Source organism: Streptomyces sp. NPDC027189 (genome assembly GCF_055566975.1).
The window spans coordinates 22,555-40,117 of sequence record NZ_JBVHRI010000028.1 but is presented as its reverse complement, the minus strand read 5'-3'; the positions used below and the strand labels follow the sequence as shown (position 1 = coordinate 40,117).

11 protein-coding genes are annotated in these 17,563 nt (G+C 70.3%); 6 read left to right on the top strand and 5 right to left on the bottom strand.

Annotated elements, in window-relative coordinates; translation table 11 throughout:
* Positions 1–169 precede the first annotated feature (169 nt).
* A complete protein-coding gene (locus ACZ4RZ_RS41275; protein ID WP_467752657.1) occupies positions 170–1,294 on the top strand; it encodes a fibronectin type III domain-containing protein in 1,125 nt (374 codons plus the stop codon).
* A gap of 60 nt (positions 1,295–1,354) precedes the next feature.
* Here ACZ4RZ_RS41275 and ACZ4RZ_RS41270 read toward each other — a convergent pair whose 3' ends face one another.
* From ACZ4RZ_RS41270 to ACZ4RZ_RS41250, 5 genes are all read right to left on the bottom strand, one after another.
* Positions 1,355–1,807 carry a heat shock protein transcriptional repressor HspR gene (locus ACZ4RZ_RS41270; RefSeq protein WP_067028953.1) on the bottom strand — a complete coding sequence of 151 codons (453 nt, stop codon included), beginning with the start codon at positions 1,805–1,807 and terminating at the stop codon, positions 1,355–1,357.
* Between the two features lie 5 nt (positions 1,808–1,812).
* The gene (gene dnaJ, locus ACZ4RZ_RS41265; RefSeq protein ID WP_467752654.1) at positions 1,813–2,994 is read right to left on the bottom strand and encodes a molecular chaperone DnaJ; all 1,182 of its coding nucleotides are present in this window, start codon (positions 2,992–2,994) and stop codon (positions 1,813–1,815) included.
* A 33-nt stretch (positions 2,995–3,027) separates the two neighbouring features.
* Positions 3,028–3,684, bottom strand: coding sequence for a nucleotide exchange factor GrpE (grpE, locus tag ACZ4RZ_RS41260; protein ID WP_467752652.1), 657 nt, complete (start codon positions 3,682–3,684; stop codon positions 3,028–3,030).
* Positions 3,681–5,525, bottom strand: coding sequence for a molecular chaperone DnaK (dnaK, locus tag ACZ4RZ_RS41255; protein WP_467752651.1), 1,845 nt, complete (start codon positions 5,523–5,525; stop codon positions 3,681–3,683). Before dnaK ends, grpE begins: the two co-directional genes overlap by 4 nt.
* Positions 5,526–5,683: 158 nt before the next feature.
* Complete coding sequence (locus tag ACZ4RZ_RS41250; RefSeq protein ID WP_467752650.1) at positions 5,684–6,769, bottom strand: MraY family glycosyltransferase; 1,086 nt, start codon at positions 6,767–6,769, stop codon at positions 5,684–5,686.
* Between the two features lie 177 nt (positions 6,770–6,946).
* On the opposite strand from ACZ4RZ_RS41250, the gene ACZ4RZ_RS41245 reads away from it, so the two are divergent.
* The 5 genes from ACZ4RZ_RS41245 (at position 6,947) to ACZ4RZ_RS41225 (ending at position 17,498) form a co-directional block, all read left to right on the top strand.
* Positions 6,947–10,057: an NACHT domain-containing protein gene (locus ACZ4RZ_RS41245; protein WP_467752648.1), complete on the top strand. Its 3,111-nt coding sequence runs from the start codon at positions 6,947–6,949 to the stop codon at positions 10,055–10,057.
* 183 nt (positions 10,058–10,240) lie between these two features.
* Positions 10,241–12,517: a (Fe-S)-binding protein gene (locus tag ACZ4RZ_RS41240; protein ID WP_467752647.1), complete on the top strand. Its 2,277-nt coding sequence runs from the start codon at positions 10,241–10,243 to the stop codon at positions 12,515–12,517.
* A 385-nt stretch (positions 12,518–12,902) separates the two neighbouring features.
* Complete coding sequence (locus ACZ4RZ_RS41235) at positions 12,903–14,204, top strand: FG-GAP repeat domain-containing protein (RefSeq protein WP_467752645.1); 1,302 nt, start codon at positions 12,903–12,905, stop codon at positions 14,202–14,204.
* Positions 14,205–14,314: 110 nt separating this feature from the next.
* Positions 14,315–15,772 (top strand): FG-GAP-like repeat-containing protein, encoded by a 1,458-nt coding sequence (locus tag ACZ4RZ_RS41230; RefSeq protein ID WP_467752644.1) that lies wholly within the window; start codon positions 14,315–14,317, stop codon positions 15,770–15,772.
* A 223-nt stretch (positions 15,773–15,995) separates the two neighbouring features.
* Entirely contained in the window at positions 15,996–17,498 is a 1,503-nt protein-coding gene (locus tag ACZ4RZ_RS41225) for an FG-GAP and VCBS repeat-containing protein (protein WP_467752642.1), read from the top strand.
* The last annotated feature ends 65 nt before the right edge of the window (positions 17,499–17,563 follow it).

The following is a 17,563-nucleotide window of genomic DNA, read 5'->3' as shown; positions in this document are numbered from 1 at the left end:
TCCCGCCCGCCACCGGGGACAAGTACGAGTACCTCGTCAGGGCGTACGACAAGGCCGGGAACTTCTCGGCGGAGACCGCACGCGCCACCGTGCCCAGTTTCGCCGTGACCACCCGACCGGCTTCGCCGCCACCGGCACCGACAAGGGCATCGCCCTCTCCTGGAATGCGGTGCCCGGCGCCGCCCGCTACCGCGTGGTCCGCGTGGCCGAGGGCGAACCCGGCATCTACTGGTTGCCCACCGGCACCTCGCTGACCGACACCGGCGTGGCACGCTCCGCCGCGTACGAGTACCGGGTCGCGGCGGTCGACGCCAGCGGCCGGATCACCGCCTACACCCCCCTCAAGGCCGCGCGGCGCCTAGTGGCCGCCCCCGCGAACGTCCAGGCGTTTCCGCAGCGCAGCGCGGTCACCCTGACCTGGCGAGTGGACGAGGAGACCGGCGGGGACTACGCGGACTTCCGGATCTACCGGTACGGCGGCGCGAGCGCCGGATGGGCCGAGGTGACCGACCGCTGCGACCCGTACAAGCGCACCCTCGCCGACGGCACCGTCCAGCACCTGTGCACGGACTACTCGGCGGGCACGGGCATCGCCTACCGCTATGTGGTCACCGGCTACGACAGGACCGGCACGGAATCGATTCGGAGCACCGAGGCGGCGGCCACCACCGGCACTGACGCGCAGGGTCCCGCGGCGCCGGCCTCCGCGACCGCGGCCTCCGCGGACTGGGGCACGGTCGTGACATGGGAACCGGTGGCCGACGCCGATCTCGACCGCTACTCCGTGCTGCGGGGCACGACCGTCGTCGACGGCGACTCCGTCGGCTGCTCCGACCCCGTGCACATCGGCTGGGCCGACGCGGACGCCACCTCGTACCAGGACGTCAACCTCGCGGACGGCGAGAAGTTCTGCTACGTCGTACGGGCCGTCGACTTCGCCGGCAACGCCGGTGAGGGCGCCACGGCCCACACCACCGAGAGGGATCTGAGGCCCACGGTGCAGACTCCCGCCGGGGCCACCCACATGGCCTGGGCGACAGTCTGGAGCCCCGGCACGGTGCAGGTGGGCATGTGGTCACCCGCGGGCACGGAGACCTACAGCAGTGCCCGATTCTCCCGCTGGAACCCGCAGACCGGGACCTTCGACGCACTGCCCGAATCGGAGTACACCACGATCTACGACCACGACGTCCCCACCGGAACGACCCTGTGGTACCAGGTCGTCGGTGTGCGCGACGACGGCAGCATCTCGCAACCGGTCCTCGTGGGCGTGGCCGTGCCGCCGGCCTCCTGAACAACGCGAAGGGGCCCGGAGGTTGGAAACCTCCGGGCCCCTTTCACGTGCGCGAGCGCGTCAGTCCGAGGACTGCTGCCGCTTCGGCCGCCACACCACCAGCGCGCTCGTCTGCTGGACCTCCTGGTACGGGACCAGGTCGCGGCGGTACGAGGCGTGGACGGCCGCCTCGCGTTGCTGCATGGCGGCTGCCGCGCCGTCCAGGGCCGATTCCAGTTCCGCCACGCGGGACTGGAGCGCGGCGACCTGGTTCTCCAGTTCGATGATGCGCTTGATGCCGGCCAGGTTGATGCCCTCGTCCTGCGACAACTGCTGGACGGTGCGCAGCAGTTCGATGTCGCGGGCCGAGTAGCGCCGGCCCCGCCCGGCGGTGCGGTCGGGGGAGACCAGGCCGAGGCGGTCGTACTGACGCAGGGTCTGCGGGTGCAGGCCGGAGAGTTGGGCCGCCACCGAGATGACGTAGACCGGGGTTTCCTCGGTCAGTTCGTACGGGTTGCGTCGACGGCCGTCCATCACCCTCAAGCTCCCTTCGCGGCCTGGAACAGCTCCGCCCGCGGGTCCTCACCCGCGGTCGCCTCGCGATACGCCTCCAGGGCGTCACGAGCCTTGCCCGACATGTCCGTGGGGACCGCGACCTCGACGGTGACGAGGAGATCGCCCCGGGTGCCGTCCTTGCGGACCGCACCCTTGCCGCGGGCCCGCATCGTCCGGCCGTTGGGCGTGCCCGGCGGCAGCTTCAGGGTGACCGGCGGTCCGCCCAGCGTCGGCACACGCACCTCGCCGCCGAGAGCCGCCTCCGCGAAGGTGACGGGCACGGTGACGGTGAGGTTGTCGCCCTTGCGGCCGAAGACCGGGTGGGCGTCCACATGGACGGTGACGTACAAGTCGCCCGCCGGGCCGCCCCGTTCGCCGGGTGCGCCCTTGCCGCGGAGGCGAATCCGCTGGCCGTCGCTCACCCCCGCCGGGATGCGGACCTGCATCGTGCGCGACGACTTGGCGCGGCCGCTGCCCTTGCAGATCTCGCACGGGTTCTCCGCGATCAGACCACGGCCCTTGCAGTCCGGGCAGGGGTCGGTCAGGGAGAATCCGCCGCCCGAGCCACGGGCGACCTGGCCGGTGCCGACGCACGTCGGGCACACCCGAGGGGTGCCGTTCGCGTCGCCGGTCCCGGAGCACGCCTTGCAGGGCGCCTGCGACGTCATCCGCAGCGGAACCGTCGCGCCGTCCACCGCCTCGGTGAAGCTCAGCGTCACCTCGGTGTCGATGTCCTGGCCGCGCCGGGGCTGCGTACGAGTGCCGGTGGTCGCGCCGCCGCGGTTGAACAGGCCCCCGAAGACATCCCCGATGCCGCCGCCGAAGCCGCCTCCCGCGCCCTGTCCCTGGGCGCCGCCTCCGAAGAGGTCGCCCAGGTCGAAGTTGAAGGAGCCGCCGCCGGCGCCGGGACCCGGACGGAAGCCGCCGTTGCCGAAGAGGGCGCGTGCCTCGTCGTACTCCTTGCGCTTCTTGGGGTCGCCGAGCACGTCGTTGGCCTCGGAGATCTCCTTGAAGCGCTCCTCGGCCTTGGCGTTGCCCTTGTTGGCGTCCGGGTGGAACTCGCGGGCGAGCTTCCGGTACGCCTTCTTGATCTCAGCCTCGGTGGCGTCCTTGGGGACGCCGAGGACCTTGTAGAAGTCCTTCTCGATGAAGTCCTTGGTGCTCATCCTCAGCGTCCCTCCTCTCTTGTGCGTTCAACGTCAGCCCTCGTCCGGGCCACCGCTCTCCTTGTCGTCGGCCGCCTCGGCCTCGTCGGCCTTGACGGTCTGCGCCCCCGGCTGGGGCTCGGCGACGGCCACCCGCGCGGGACGGATGGTGCGCTCGCCGATGCGATACCCCGGCTGCAGAATCGCCACGCACGTCGTCTCGGTGACGTCGGGCGCGTACGAGTGCATCAGGGCCTCGTGGATCGTCGGGTCGAAGGGCTCGCCCTCCTTGCCGAACTGCTGCAGCCCCATCTTCGCCGCGACGGTCTCCAGCGACTCGGCCACCGACTTGAAGCCGCCGACCAGTTCGCCGTGGTCCCGTGCACGGGCGATGTTGTCGAGCACGGGCAGGAGCTCGGTCAGGAGGTTCGCGATGGCGATCTCCTTGACCGCGATCCGGTCGCGCTCGACCCGACGGCGGTAGTTCTGGAACTCGGCCTGGAGCCGCTGGAGGTCCGCCGTGCGCTCGTTGAGCGCCGTGCGCGCCTGGTCCAGCTGGGCCGTCAGGCCGACCAACTGTGCTGCTGCGTCCCCGTCCGGGGCCGCCGCCCCCTCCGAAGAGGAGGTGGCGGTCTGCGGCTCGGCGTCGTCAGAGGTGGCGCCGGAGGGGACGTCGGGCTTCTCCTCGAAGCCCGGGGTCTCCTCCGTCACGCGGCACCGTCCTTACGCTCCTCGTCGACGATCTCGGCGTCGACGACGTCGTCGTCGGCCTTCGGGGCCTCGGCACCGGGAGCGTCGCCGCCCGCGGCCTGCGCGGCCTGGGCGTCGGCGTACATCGCCTGGCCCAGCTTCTGCGAGACGGCGGCGACCTTCTCGGTGGCCGTACGGATCTCGGCGGTGTCCTCGCCCTTGAGCGCGGCCTTCAGCTCCTCGACGGACGCCTCGACCTCGGTCTTGACCTCGCCGGGGACCTTGTCCTCGTTGTCCTTGAGGAACTTCTCCGTCTGGTAGACGAGCTGCTCGCCCTGGTTGCGGGTCTCGGCGGCCTCGCGGCGGGCGTGGTCCTCCTCCGCGTACTTCTCGGCCTCCTGGCGCATCCGGTCGACCTCGTCCTTCGGCAGCGAGGAGCCGCCGGTGACGGTCATCTTCTGCTCCTTGCCCGTGCCGAGGTCCTTCGCGGTCACGTGCATGATGCCGTTGGCGTCGATGTCGAAGGCGACCTCGATCTGCGGGACACCGCGCGGGGCCGGCGGCAGACCGGTCAGCTCGAACATCCCGAGCTTCTTGTTGTACGCCGCGATCTCGCGCTCGCCCTGGTAGACCTGGATCTGCACGGAGGGCTGGTTGTCCTCGGCGGTGGTGAAGATCTCGGACCGCTTGGTCGGGATCGTCGTGTTCCGCTCGATGAGCTTCGTCATGATGCCGCCCTTGGTCTCGATACCGAGGGACAGCGGGGTCACGTCGAGGAGCAGGACGTCCTTGACCTCACCCTTGAGGACACCGGCCTGGAGGGCGGCGCCGATGGCGACGACCTCGTCCGGGTTGACGCCCTTGTTGGCGTCCTTGCCACCGGTCAGCTCGCGCACGAGCTCGGCGACGGCCGGCATACGGGTGGAGCCACCGACGAGAACGACGTGGTCGATCTCGGAGAGGTTGATGCCCGCGTCCTTGATGACGTTGTGGAACGGCGTCTTGCAGCGCTCCAGAAGGTCGGCGGTGAGCTGCTGGAACTGGGCGCGCGTGAGCTTCTCGTCCAGGTGCAGCGGGCCCTCGGCGGACGCCGTGATGTAGGGCAGGTTGATCGAGGTCTCGGTGGACGAGGACAGCTCGATCTTGGCCTTCTCGGCGGCCTCACGGAGGCGCTGGAGGGCCATCTTGTCCTTGGAGAGGTCCACGCCGTGGCCGCTCTGGAACTGCTTCACCAGGTAGTCGACGACACGCTGGTCCCAGTCGTCACCACCGAGGTGGTTGTCACCGTTGGTGGCCTTCACCTCGACGACGCCGTCGCCGATCTCCAGCAGGGACACGTCGAAGGTGCCGCCACCGAGGTCGAAGACGAGGATGGTCTGGTCGTCCTTGTCGAGACCGTAGGCCAGGGCGGCGGCCGTCGGCTCGTTGACGATGCGCAGCACGTTCAGGCCGGCGATCTCGCCGGCCTCCTTCGTCGCCTGACGCTCGGAGTCGTTGAAGTACGCGGGAACGGTGATGACCGCGTCCGTGACCTTCTCGCCCAGGTAGGCCTCGGCGTCGCGCTTCAGCTTCTGCAGGATGAAGGCGCTCATCTGCTGCGGGTTGAAGTGCTTCCCGTCGAGCTCGATCTTCCAGTCCGTACCCATGTGACGCTTCACCGAGCGGATGGTCCGGTCCACGTTCGTGACCGCCTGGCGCTTGGCGACCTCGCCGACGAGCACCTCACCGTTCTTGGCGAAGGCGACGACGGACGGCGTGGTCCTGGCGCCCTCGGCGTTGGTGATGACGGTGGGCTCGCCGCCCTCCAGAACGCTGACGACGGAGTTAGTCGTGCCCAGGTCGATGCCGACCGCACGTGCCATTTCGATTCCTCCAGCAATGACTTGAGTGGAACGGACTCAAGTGTGCATGACGCCCGCCGCTGGGTCAACAGACCTGAGTCGGGGGGGCTCAACTCTTATCTGTTCCTTACGCGCAAGAGGGGTCTGAACTGGAGCTTTGCCGCCTGGGGTTGAGGATTTCAGCCCCGGCCGGCACCCATCAGCCCGTCCGGCGCTGGAGGACGAGGCCGTGCAGGCCGATACGGGGGTCCGGATCTGGGGGCGGAGCGCTGAGGGGACGGGAACGGGTAGGGGCGGCGGGGACGAGGAACCGGACGCGCGCCGCCCGCGACCACGACGAGCGCGACGCACCCCACCACCCACCATGCCGCACCCGCCCCCACCCACCCCAGGTCGATGAGCAATCCCACCACCGCCCCGGCGAACGCGGCGACCCCGATGACGACCGTGACCCCCTGCCGGGTCAGCCCGACCCGCCGCAGCCGGTGCACGAGATGGTCCGGCGCGGACCGCAGCGGCGGCCGCCCGGCGCGCCGCCGCGACACGAGCACGAGTACGGCATCGGCACTGGCCACCGCCGTCAGCGCGAACCCGCCCCCGAGCCCGGGCCCGGCCTCCCGCCCGGCCTGCACCAGCACGACCGCCGAGGCCAGCACGAACCCGGCGAACAGCGCACCGCACCGCCCCGGCACGATCCGGGCCGGCGGCCACCCGTGCATCAGGAACCCGGTGAGCGCGGCGGCCAGCACGCTCAGCAGCGCCGCGAGCCCGTCCATGACCTCGGCGGCGGCACACCCGCTGAGCGCAAAGGCGGTGATGACGCCGACGGTCCCCATCACTCCGTCGGCGTGATCGAGCGAGCCGAAGGCGTGCACGACGAAGGCGATCCAGGCGACTGCCAGCACCCCGGCCGGCAGCCCGAGTTCGTCGTACGGCACGGTCAGCGCGGCGGCACCCAGCACGCCGGCGACCCGCACCGCGAGCGGCACGGCCCAGAGATCACTGACCAGTCCCAGCACGGCGACCCCGATGCCGGCCATCAGCACCCGCCCGGCCTCCGGCCCCAGCGGGGCGACGTCCGTCCAGTCCACGATCCCGGCCACGAACGCCGTCCCGGTGACGACGGCCACCCCGCCGAGCAGCGGAACCGGCCGCACACGCCGGCGCTCGACCACCCCGAGGCGCAGGGCGAACATCCGCAGCAGCGAACTGAGCGCGGCGGTGAGCAGCAGTGCGGCCGTGGCGGCGGCGATTCCGTACAACACGCCCTTGAGGCTAAGCCCGAACACCCCAATATGGGATGAATAACACGATCTGCTTTACGTGTCACGCCGTGCATCCCATGGCCGCACATGGCCGGAAGCCGCCTGGCTGCCGCATACCCCGGGGACGTACCCTGCCTCCCCTGGAAGCATGGCGCCGGAGGGAACACGGGGGATCCGGTGGGGAACGTACTGCGTGCCTGGCCCATCGGACTCGCCGGGATTGTGCTCGGAGTGGCCGCGACCGCCGCCAAGGACTGGCTCGGCGGCAAGGCGAAACTCCTGCTCGACTTCCTGTACGCACGGCTCGCCGGCAGCGCGCTGCTGCGCAGGACCGCGCTGGCCAAGTACACGCGCGCGCTGTACCTCAGGCACCGCCGCTTCGCGGTCTCCTTCCAGGTGGACGACGACCTCAAGCTCCCGATGGAGCAGGTGTACGTCCCCCTGCGCAGCGCCCGCGCCGAGGGCGCTCTCGGGGAGCTGGCGGCGAACCTGCGCGACGAGCCGCACAGCGTGGTGCTCGGCGTGCCGGGCTCGGGCAAGACGATGCTGCTGCGGCACGAGGCGCTGATGTGGGCACGGCAGCGCATCCGGGTGCGCGGCGGGGAGGACCGCGCAGACCGGATGGCCCGGACCGGTCTGCGCGCCCTCCGTGTCAATCTGCGGGACCGTCGGGACATCCCCGTACTCCTCGAACTGCACCGGCTGAACAAGGAGCCGGAGCTGGGCCTGGAGCAGCACATCGTGCGCCACTTCGAGCGGCACGAGTTCCCGCGGGCGGACAAGTGGGTGGCGCGGGCGCTGGAGCGGGGCGAACTCGCCCTCTACTTCGACGGCCTGGACGAGGTGACGACCGAGCTGCGGCCCCGGGCGGTGGACCAGATCAAGGACTTCATCGCGACATACCCCGACTGCAGGACCGTGGTGACGTGCCGCGTCGCGGTGTACGACGGCTGGTTCGCCGACGACGTGGGTCAGACCCTGCGCGTGCGTGACTTCGACGAGCACCTCATCCGCCGCTTCCTGAACGGGTGGCCGTGGCGGGTGGGCACGGCAGAGGACACCGTCGACCAGGTGCTGGGCGCGCTCCGGGACACCCCGCAGATCATGGCGCTGGCCCGCAATCCGCTGCTGCTGACGATGATCGCGTACCTCTACGACTTCGTGTACGCGGGCACGGAACAGGTGCTGCCGCACACGCGGGCGGAGTTCTACAAGGAGGTCATCGACAGTCTCCTGATCGACCGCCGCCGCCAGCCGAAGTTCTCGCTGCCCCTGAAGAAGGCGGTGCTCCAACAACTCGCCCTGGCGGCCCAGGACATTCCGTCGGGGACGCACGACCGGCTGGCACTCCCGGAGAGCGAGGTACTGCGGACCACGCGGCGCGTGCTGCAGCAGCAGGGGCGCGATCCGGCCGTCGCCGAGGACGTGCTGAAGGAGATCGTGGAGCGCAGCGGACTGCTGCTGGCCGTGGACAACGGCGAGCGGTACCAGTTCGCCCACCTGACGTTGCAGGAGTACCTGGCGGCCGTGGCCCTCGCGGCCGATCCGGCGGGACTGCTGCGGCGGTACGAGGGGGACCCGGCAGCCTGGCGGGAGGCCGTACGGCTGTGGTGCGGGGTGGAGCCGCGGGACTCGACGGAGGTGGTGCGGGCGGTTTTCGGACGGGACCGGGTGTTGGCGTTTCAGTGTCTGGCGGACGCCAGCACCGTCGACGACCGGCTGGCGGAGCAGGTGCTCGAGCACTTCACCAGCAGGCTCCGCAGGGGTGATGCCGACGAGCAGGTGATCGCCGCGTTCGGGCTGGTCGCCGGGGACCGTCGACAGCACGGCATACGGGTATTCAACTTCCTGACGGAAACGCTTCGCTCGAACCCGGCGGAGCTGGTCGCCGCGCCGGAGAGCCGGCCTCACGCCGACGCCGCGGCCCACGCGCTGGCGGCCACCAATCTGCCCATGGCCGCCGCCATGCTGGCTTCGACGGCCCAGCCGGTCAACCCCGCCTGGCGTGCTCTGCCCCTGATGGGGGACCTCGCGGTGCCGCTGTTCGCGTACAAGGCCGCCGAGTACCCCCAGGCCGTCCGCCAGCTGTGGTCCATCCGCACGCCCAAGGCCGCGCTCGCCCTGAACCACCTGCTCTGGCACGACCGGTCCCCCGAGACGCTGCTCATGTGCGCCTTCCACCTCGGCGAACTGATCACCGTCCCGGAGATCGCCGCCGAGCTGCGCACCGCACAGGTACGGCCCGAGGAGGCGCAGTACCTGGACTGGGTCTGGCGGCCCTTCACGCAGGGGCCCGACGACGCGCTGGCCAAGATCGCCGGGAGGATCGCCGCGATCATCAACGGGGCGGAGGCCGCTGCCTTCGCGGGACTGCCGGATCTGCCGCCGCCCGATCCGCGGATCATCGCCGCGCTCGTCGTCATCGATGACAGCCCTCTGCCCAGCGTCGAACCCTTCTCAAGGGCGGGGGACGCTCCAGAGGCAGCAGCGGACTGGTACGCCCGGAACGTGGAGTCACGTGGTCCCGGGCGGTCCACGCCATCGGCCGACCTCAGCGCTCTCGACCTCGCCCAGGCTCTGAGCGAGGCCGCGGAGACGGAACCGTCGGCGCTGCCGTACGCCACCGCCGCCCTCTCCGCGGCCGGGCTGTCCCCACGCCGGTCGGCGCTCCTGTCCCTCCTCCCCGCCTCCGTGCGCTTGGCGGCCATCAGGACACTCCTGCGCCAGCCCGCCTTCGCTGGGACGCAGAGCTGGGACGCGCTCCCCCGGCACACCGAACCCACCCGCGACGACAGGTCCTTCGACTACAACACGAGCCCCCACTACCGCTTCATCCTGCTGATCTGCCTTGCCTTCTCCGGCCTCGCCGCCTGGCGCGCCTTCGAAGCCGCCACCGGAGACCGCCCCTGGGGCCCCGGGTGGCCGGCCGCGGCCGCCCTCGCCCAGATCACGATCGCCTGGCTCGTCCTCATCGGCCACGGCATCCTCACCAACCACTGGGTGCTCGCCGAACTCGGCATCATGAGCGGCCCGACGCTGCTCTTCGCGATCACCGACGACGAACGTGAGGGCCGCTGGGCCCTGGCCACCCTCGGTCTCGTCCCCGCCGCGGGCGTCTACTCCTTCGTCGCGGTCATGGAGCCCTGGGGCGTGCTCGCGGCGATCGGGGTCATCGTCCTGGCGACCGCGGCCTGCGTTGTCGCCCGCAAGCTCGCGGACGTACGCAAGCGGGACGTACAGGCGAGAACCCACCCGGTACGGGAACTCGTCCTCAAGCCCCTCCTCTGACCCCGCCTGCGAGAACGACGCGCCCCCGCTCAGGCAACCCTCAGCGACGCAGATCACCGCACTCCTGGCTACAGTGCGGCGCTAGAAGTGGGTAGTCTCAGACGGACTGCATAAGTTACCGCTTAGTAATCACCTTCGAGGTCATACTCGAAGCAACACCTCGCAGGCCCGAGGAGCCCCCAAATGCAACTCGCCGCGATCATCGTGTCGCTGGTCCTGACCGTGGTCGGCGTTGCGCTGCTCGCACGCGCCATCGGCCAGTTCGTCCGGTATTTCAAGCTCGGCCAACCCGTACCCGCCGGAGCCCGGACGGACAACCCCTACCAGCGCAGTGTGACGCTGGTCAGGGAGTTCCTCGGCCACACGCGGATGAACCGCTGGGGCATCGTCGGCTTCGCCCACTGGTTCGTGGCCGTCGGCTTCCTGACGCTGCCGCCGACGATCATCACCGCGTACGGCCAGCTGTTCCAGGCCGACTGGACGCTGCCGTTCATCGGCGGCTTCCTGCCGTACGAGCTGTACATCGAGTTCATCGCCGCGATGACGACCATCGGGATCGTCGTCCTGATGGCCATCCGGCTGCTGAACCTGCCCTCGCGGCCTGGCCGCAAGTCGCGGTTCGCGGGCTCCAAGATGGGCCAGGCGTACTTCGTCGAGTACGTCATCCTCACCATCGGCCTGGCGATCTACGTGCTGCGCGGCCTTGAGGGCGCGCTGCACCACGTGGACCACTTCGAGGCCGCGTACTTCGCGTCGTACCCGCTGATCCTCGCCTTCAAGGGCCTGGGCCTCGGCACGCTGCAGAACCTCGTCTACTTCACCGCCATGATCAAGCTGGGCACGACCATGATCTGGATGATCACGGTCTCGCTCAACACGAACATGGGCGTCGCCTGGCACCGCTTCCTGGCCTTCCCGAACATCTGGTTCAAGCGGAACGCGACCGGTGAGACCGCGCTCGGCGCGCTCCAGCCCATGACCTCCGGCGGCAAGCCGATCGACTTCACCGACCCCGGTGAGGACGACGTCTTCGGTGTCAGCCAGGTCGAGCAGTTCTCCTGGAAGGGACTGCTGGACTTCTCCACCTGCACCGAGTGCGGCCGCTGCCAGTCGCAGTGCCCCGCCTGGAACACCGGCAAGCCGCTCTCCCCCAAGCTGCTGATCATGTCGCTGCGCGACCACGCGCACGCCAAGGCGCCCTACCTGCTCGCCGGTGGCGGCAAGACCATGGAGGGCGAGGAGAAGGCGTCCGAGGAGCAGCTGAAGGACGTCCCCGCCGCCGCCCTGGCGGAAGCCGAGCGCCCCCTCATCGGCACCGTCGAGGAGAACGGCGTCATCGACCCCGACGTCCTGTGGTCCTGCACCACCTGCGGCGCCTGTGTCGAGCAGTGCCCGGTCGACATCGAGCACATCGACCACATCGTCGACATGCGCCGCTACCAGGTGATGATCGAGAGCGCGTTCCCGTCCGAGGCGGGCACGATGCTCAAGAACCTGGAGAAGAAGGGCAACCCCTGGGGCCTGGCCAAGAAGCAGCGCCTGGAGTGGACGAAGGAAGTCGACTTCGAGGTGCCGGTCGTCGGCAAGGACATCGAGGACCTGTCCGAGGTCGACTACCTGTACTGGGTCGGCTGCGCGGGCGCCCTGGAAGACCGCGCCAAGAAGACCACCAAGGCCTTCGCGGAGCTGCTGCACATCGCGGGCGTCAAGTTCGCGATCATGGGCGGCGACGAGAAGTGCACCGGTGACTCCGCCCGCCGCCTCGGCAACGAGCCCCTGTTCCAGGAGCTCGGCATGGAGAACGTGGCCGCGCTGAACATGGCGTTCGGTGAGGACGACGAGGACGAGAGCACCAAGAAGCCGAAGTCCTCGAAGAAGATCGTCTCCACCTGCCCGCACTGCTTCAACACCATCGCCAACGAGTACCCGCAGCTCGGCGGTGACTACGAGGTCATCCACCACACGCAGCTGCTCCAGCACCTCATCGACGAGGGCAAGCTGCTCCCGGTGACCCCGGTCGACGGGCTCATCACCTACCACGACCCCTGCTACCTGGGCCGTCACAACAAGGTCTACACGCCGCCGCGCGAGATCATGTCCGCCGTCCCGGGCCTGCGCCAGCAGGAGATGCACCGCCACAAGGAGCGCGGCTTCTGCTGCGGCGCCGGTGGTGCGCGGATGTGGATGGAGGAGCGCATCGGCAAGCGCATCAACAACGAGCGCGTGGACGAGGCCCTCAGCCTCAACCCGGACATCGTCTCCACCGCCTGCCCGTTCTGCCTCGTCATGCTGACCGACTCGGTCAACGGCAAGAAGAACGACGGCAAGGCCAAGGAGTCCATCCAGGTCGTGGACGTGGCCCAGCTGCTGCTCGACTCCGTCAGGACGCCGGTCGACGAAGAGCCTCCGGCGGGTGAGGCCGATTCGGAGAGCGCGCCGGAGCCGGAGCCGGTGAAGTAACCGGCCGGCTCGTACCTTCCGACGCCCCCTGCCCCTTCCGGGCAGGGGGCGTCGCCGTTCCCACGGGTCCGTTCAAGTGCAACCGGTCCAGCCGGAGTCCGCGGCTCTCCGCGACGCGCAGTGCGTCATGGAGGACCTCGGCCAGGCGCTCGGCGAGAAAGCGGAGTTCACCCGGCCGGGTGTCCGGGAGCGGGCTGACGTACACCGAGCCGGGCCTCGGCTCGTTCGTCACCGAGCAGCCGCCCGAGCCCTCCGAGTAGGGCTGGACGCAGGCCGGGGTCCAGACCCCCGCGTGACCCATCCCGCACGTCCCACCCCTTAACCCCCCGCTCGAACACGTGCATGATGACCCGCGTTGTTGTCTCCGGGGCGGGTGAGGTGCGCGGTGAGCGGGCGAAGAGCGGGTACGCGGGTGGCGGCAGCCCTGGCGGTATGCGCCCTCGGGGGCAGCCTTCTCGCCGCCTGCGGCCCCGGCACGAACTCCGGGACGGCCAAGCGCACCCCGGCACACGTCGCGAACGCCCCGGCCCAACTCCCCATACCCCAGGGCAAGGGCAGCAAGGTCGCCGACGACTTCAACGGTGACGGGCACCGCGACCTGGTTCTGGGCGACCTCGTCAAGGAGCAGAGCCACGCGGACGACGCGGGCATCGGCATCGTCTACGGCGGCGCGCACGGACTCACGCCCGGCGCCCGGCAGTTGCTGAGCCCGAAGAAGCAGGCCGCCCCCACCAAGGGCCAACTCCCCGCCGTCTTCGACGCGGAGGCGAGCTGCGACCTCGACAAGGACGGCTTCACGGATCTGGTCGTGTCGACGGACCCGCCGTACGACGGGCAGGGGCAGCCACCGGTCCCCCTCCAGATCCTCTTCGGCTCCCCGAAGGGCCTCACCGGCAGGGCGGTCAAGCTCGACGTCCCCGCCCAGGCGCGTTTCGGGAACGACTGGGCCGACCAGCCCGTGTGCGGCGACTTCGACGGCGACGGTGCCGAGGACCTGGTGGTGCACGCCTCGGCGGGCCGACTCAGCTATCTGCGCGGCCCGTTCAGCCGCAAGGGCGCCCCGCGCAAGGCCGGTGCGCCGATCCCGTCGCCGGGCGAGGTCCCCACGGGTCCGGCCGCCGACGTGAACCGCGACGGATACGACGACCTGCTCGTCCGTACGGCGGAGGGCACGGGCAAGTCGGCCGTGGTACTCGGCGGACCGGACGGCCCCGCCCGCACGGGGGTCGTCCTGCCGGCCGGCATCGACGTGGCGTTCGGCCGCTTCGGCAAGGGCAGGGCGCTGGACGCGGCGATCGGCGCGATGGGCGCGACGGCCGTGCGCTACGACCTGCCGACCGCCGGACGCGGCAGCCTCGCCTCCCCCGGTTCGGTGCTCGACGCCGGGGACTTCGACGGGGACGGGCTGAGCGAGCTGGTCTCCAGCGGCTCGCGGCTGCATGTGTTCCGGGGCCGTACGACGGGACTGTCGGCCGCGGGCATGGTGACCGTCGAGCCGCCCGCACAGGGCACCACGCGGGTGGTGGCGGTCGGCGACTTCGACGGGGACGGGCGGGCGGACCTGGCCGTGCGGGCGTACCGGGGCGAGACGAAGGACACCATCGCCGTCTATCCGGGCGTGAAGAAGGGGTTGTTGGCGTCGAAGCCGTCGGTCACCTTCTCCAGCTCGGAGTTCCTGGTCCCGTAGGCCTCTCTCTTCACAGAAACCTCAAAGATCCGTCGAACGTACGCACAACCCTTGCGCACCACCAAAGGTCTCCTGACCGCCGACCGATGCGCCCCTCAGGAGAACCCCGCATGCCCAAGAACCATCTGCGACTCGCCCTCGCTACGGCCACCGCCGCCGCGCTGACGGGCGGTCTGCTCACGTGCGCGGCCGCACCGGCGACCGCCGCGAGCGCTGCCCGCTCCTACCGGGCGGACTTCAACGGCGACGGCTACGGCGACGTCGCGTTCGCCGCGCCGTACGCGAAGGTCGGCGACAAGGGCCTGGCCGGCTATGTGGCCGTGGTCTACGGCAGCTCCACCGGCCTCAACCCCGCCAAGCGCACGGTCGTCAGCCAGAACACCACGGGCGTGCCCGGCACCGCCGAGGAGGAGGACTTCTTCGGCGAGGCGCTCACCGTGGGCGACCTGAACGGCGACGGCTACACCGACCTCGCGGTCGGCGCCCCGGGCGAGGACGTCGGTTCGGACACCGACGGCGGCTCCGTCACGGTGCTCTGGGGCTCGTCGAGCGGCATCAAGAACGGCACCACGGTCAAGGACCCCGCCGCCTCGGCGCACGACGAGTGGGGCAACGGGCTGGCCGCCGGCGACTTCAACGGCGATGGCAAGGCCGACCTGGCCGTCGGCACCAGCGCCTCGCACGCGTACGTCGTCAAGGGCCGCTTCACCACCACCGGCACGACCGGCGGCACGCAGAAGATCGGCCTGCCCGACAAGGCTAAATACGGCATCGACGCCATGGCGGCGGGCGACACCAACGGCGACAAGAAGGCCGACCTCGTCCTCACCTACCGCACCGCCCTCAACTCGGACGGCTCGGGCGACTGGACCAAGGGCGTCGCGTACCTCGGCACCTCCTCCGGCCTGGAGACCTCCGTGCCGCGCCCGCTGAACGGTGGCACCTCCATCGCGCTCGGTGACATCAACGGCGACGGCTACGACGAGATCGCCCTCGGCAACGTCTTCACCAAGGAGCAGGGTCACGAGGGCAGCCCCGGCGGCAAGGTCGTCGTCATCCGCGGTTCCGAAGGCGGCCCGATCAACGGCGACATCCCGATGGCTCAACTCACCCAGGACTCCGAGGGTGTTCCCGGTGCCGACGAGGCCGGGGACGGCTTCGGCGCCTCGGTCTCCATCAGTGACGTCACCGGCGACGGCTACGGCGAACTCGCCATCGGCGTGCCCTTCGAGGACATCGGCCCGAACAAGGACACCGGCTCCACGGTGGTGCTGACCGGCTACGGGCTCAGGAGCGGCCGCGCGATCTCGCAGGACACCTACAACGTCCCCGGCTCCCCCGAGTCCATGGACTACTTCGGCTCCGACGTCCTTCTGTCGGACGTCAACAAGGACGGCCACGCCGACTTCACCATCGCCGCCGGCTTCGAGGACGAGGGCGTCGGTGCGATCACCACGCTGCGCGGCGGCGCGGGCGGCGTCAGCACCGCGGGCGCCCGCTCCTTCGGCCCGGGCACGTTCGGCCTGTCCCGCACCTACGGCGCCTTCGGCACCGGCCTCATCGGCTGACCTGCCGAAGGCGGCTCTTTTGTGGGGCGTCGAGCTCCGGCCCGGCGCCCCACCAGCCACGAGAATTTACCGAACTCACGTACAACCCTTGAGCCCCAGCGATGGTCTCCTGATCGCCGACCAACCATGAACCCGAGGACAACTCCCGGCAAACACGGACGGTCCGCACCCCATCGACTGTGGATGCCCGCCAGCATCCCCGCATGCCGCAGGAGAACCCCGCATGCACAAGCAGTACCCGCACCACCGGTCCCACCTGCGAGTCGCCCTCGCGACGGCCACCGCGGCCGCGCTGACGGGCGGTCTGCTCACCTTCTCGGCCGCGACGGCGACCGCCGCGGACTCGTTCAAGACGGCGAAGGCCGACTTCAACGGCGACGGCATCGGTGACGTCGCCGCGTCGGCGCCCGGTGCCTACGTCAGCGGCCACGCCGACGCCGGCCAGATCGTGGTGCTCTACGGCACCTCCACCGGCGTATCGTCCGCCAAGCGCTCGACGATCAGCCAGAACACCACCGGCGTCCCGGGCACCGCCGAGGCCGGCGACGGCTTCAGCGCCGAGACGGCGTACGCGGACTTCAACGGCGACGGTTACGACGACCTCGCCGTGGCCTCCCCGTACGAGAAGGTCGGCACCGACACCAACGGCGGTGCGCTCGCCATCCTCTGGGGCTCCGCGAGCGGCCTCACCGGCAAGAGCATCGACGTGCCCGACCCGGCCGCCTCCTCGCACGACTACTGGGGCAAGGACCTGGCCGCCGGCGACTTCGACGGCGACGGCAAGACCGACCTGGCCGTCGGCAGCTCGTCGAACACGATCTACGTGTACAAGGGCGGCTTCAGCACCAGCGGTACGCCGGGCGGCCGCACCACGATCAAGCCGCCGATCCAGCCGGGCACCAACGACTCCCCCTTCGGCCCGATGAGCCTCACCGCCGGTGACGTCAACGGCGACGGCCGCACCGACCTGATCGTCGACGGCTTCGAGACCCAGACCGACTACGGCTGGAACACCAACTACTTCGTGCCCGGCACGGCGAGCGGCCTGAACGTCGCGTCCGCCCAGGCCCTCAAGCCCGGCATCATCACGGCCATCGGCGACATCAACGGCGACGGCTACGGCGACATCGTCAGCGGCGCGGGCTGGGACAGCACCACCGACAACGGCACGCCCGTCCCGGACGCCGCCAACGGCGGCAAGGTGAACATCACCTACGGCTCCGCGTCCGGCCCGGCCGGCACCTCCGGCATCACCCAGAACACCGGCAACGTGCCCGGCACCTCGGAGAAGGGCGACGCCTTCGGCTGGGACCTGGACATGGGCGACATCAACGGCGACGGCTTCCAGGACCTCGTCGTCAGCGCCCCGGACGAGGACATCGACGGCGTCAGCAACACGGGCATGGTCACCGTCCTGTACGGCTCCGCGAGCGGCGTCAAGGTCTCCTCCGGCGTTCAGTCCTTCGCCCAGAGCACCGCGGGCGTCCCCGGCAACGACGAGAAGAGCGACCTCTTCGGCGCGGACGTCAAGCTCGACGACGTCACCGGTGACGGCAAGGCCGACCTGCTCGTCGGCTCGTACGAGAACAGCGCCAACGGCGCGGTGACCTACCTGCCCTCCAACGGCACGACGATCACCACGAGCGGCAGCCGCACCATCTCTCCGAGCACCTCGGGCGTCTCGACGTCGGGCACCCCGGAGTTCGGCGCCCTCTTCGCCGACTGAGCCCCGCTCGCTGCCCGCCGGGCCCGTGCACACGGGCCCGGCTTCCCCTCTGTTCTTGAAGCGTT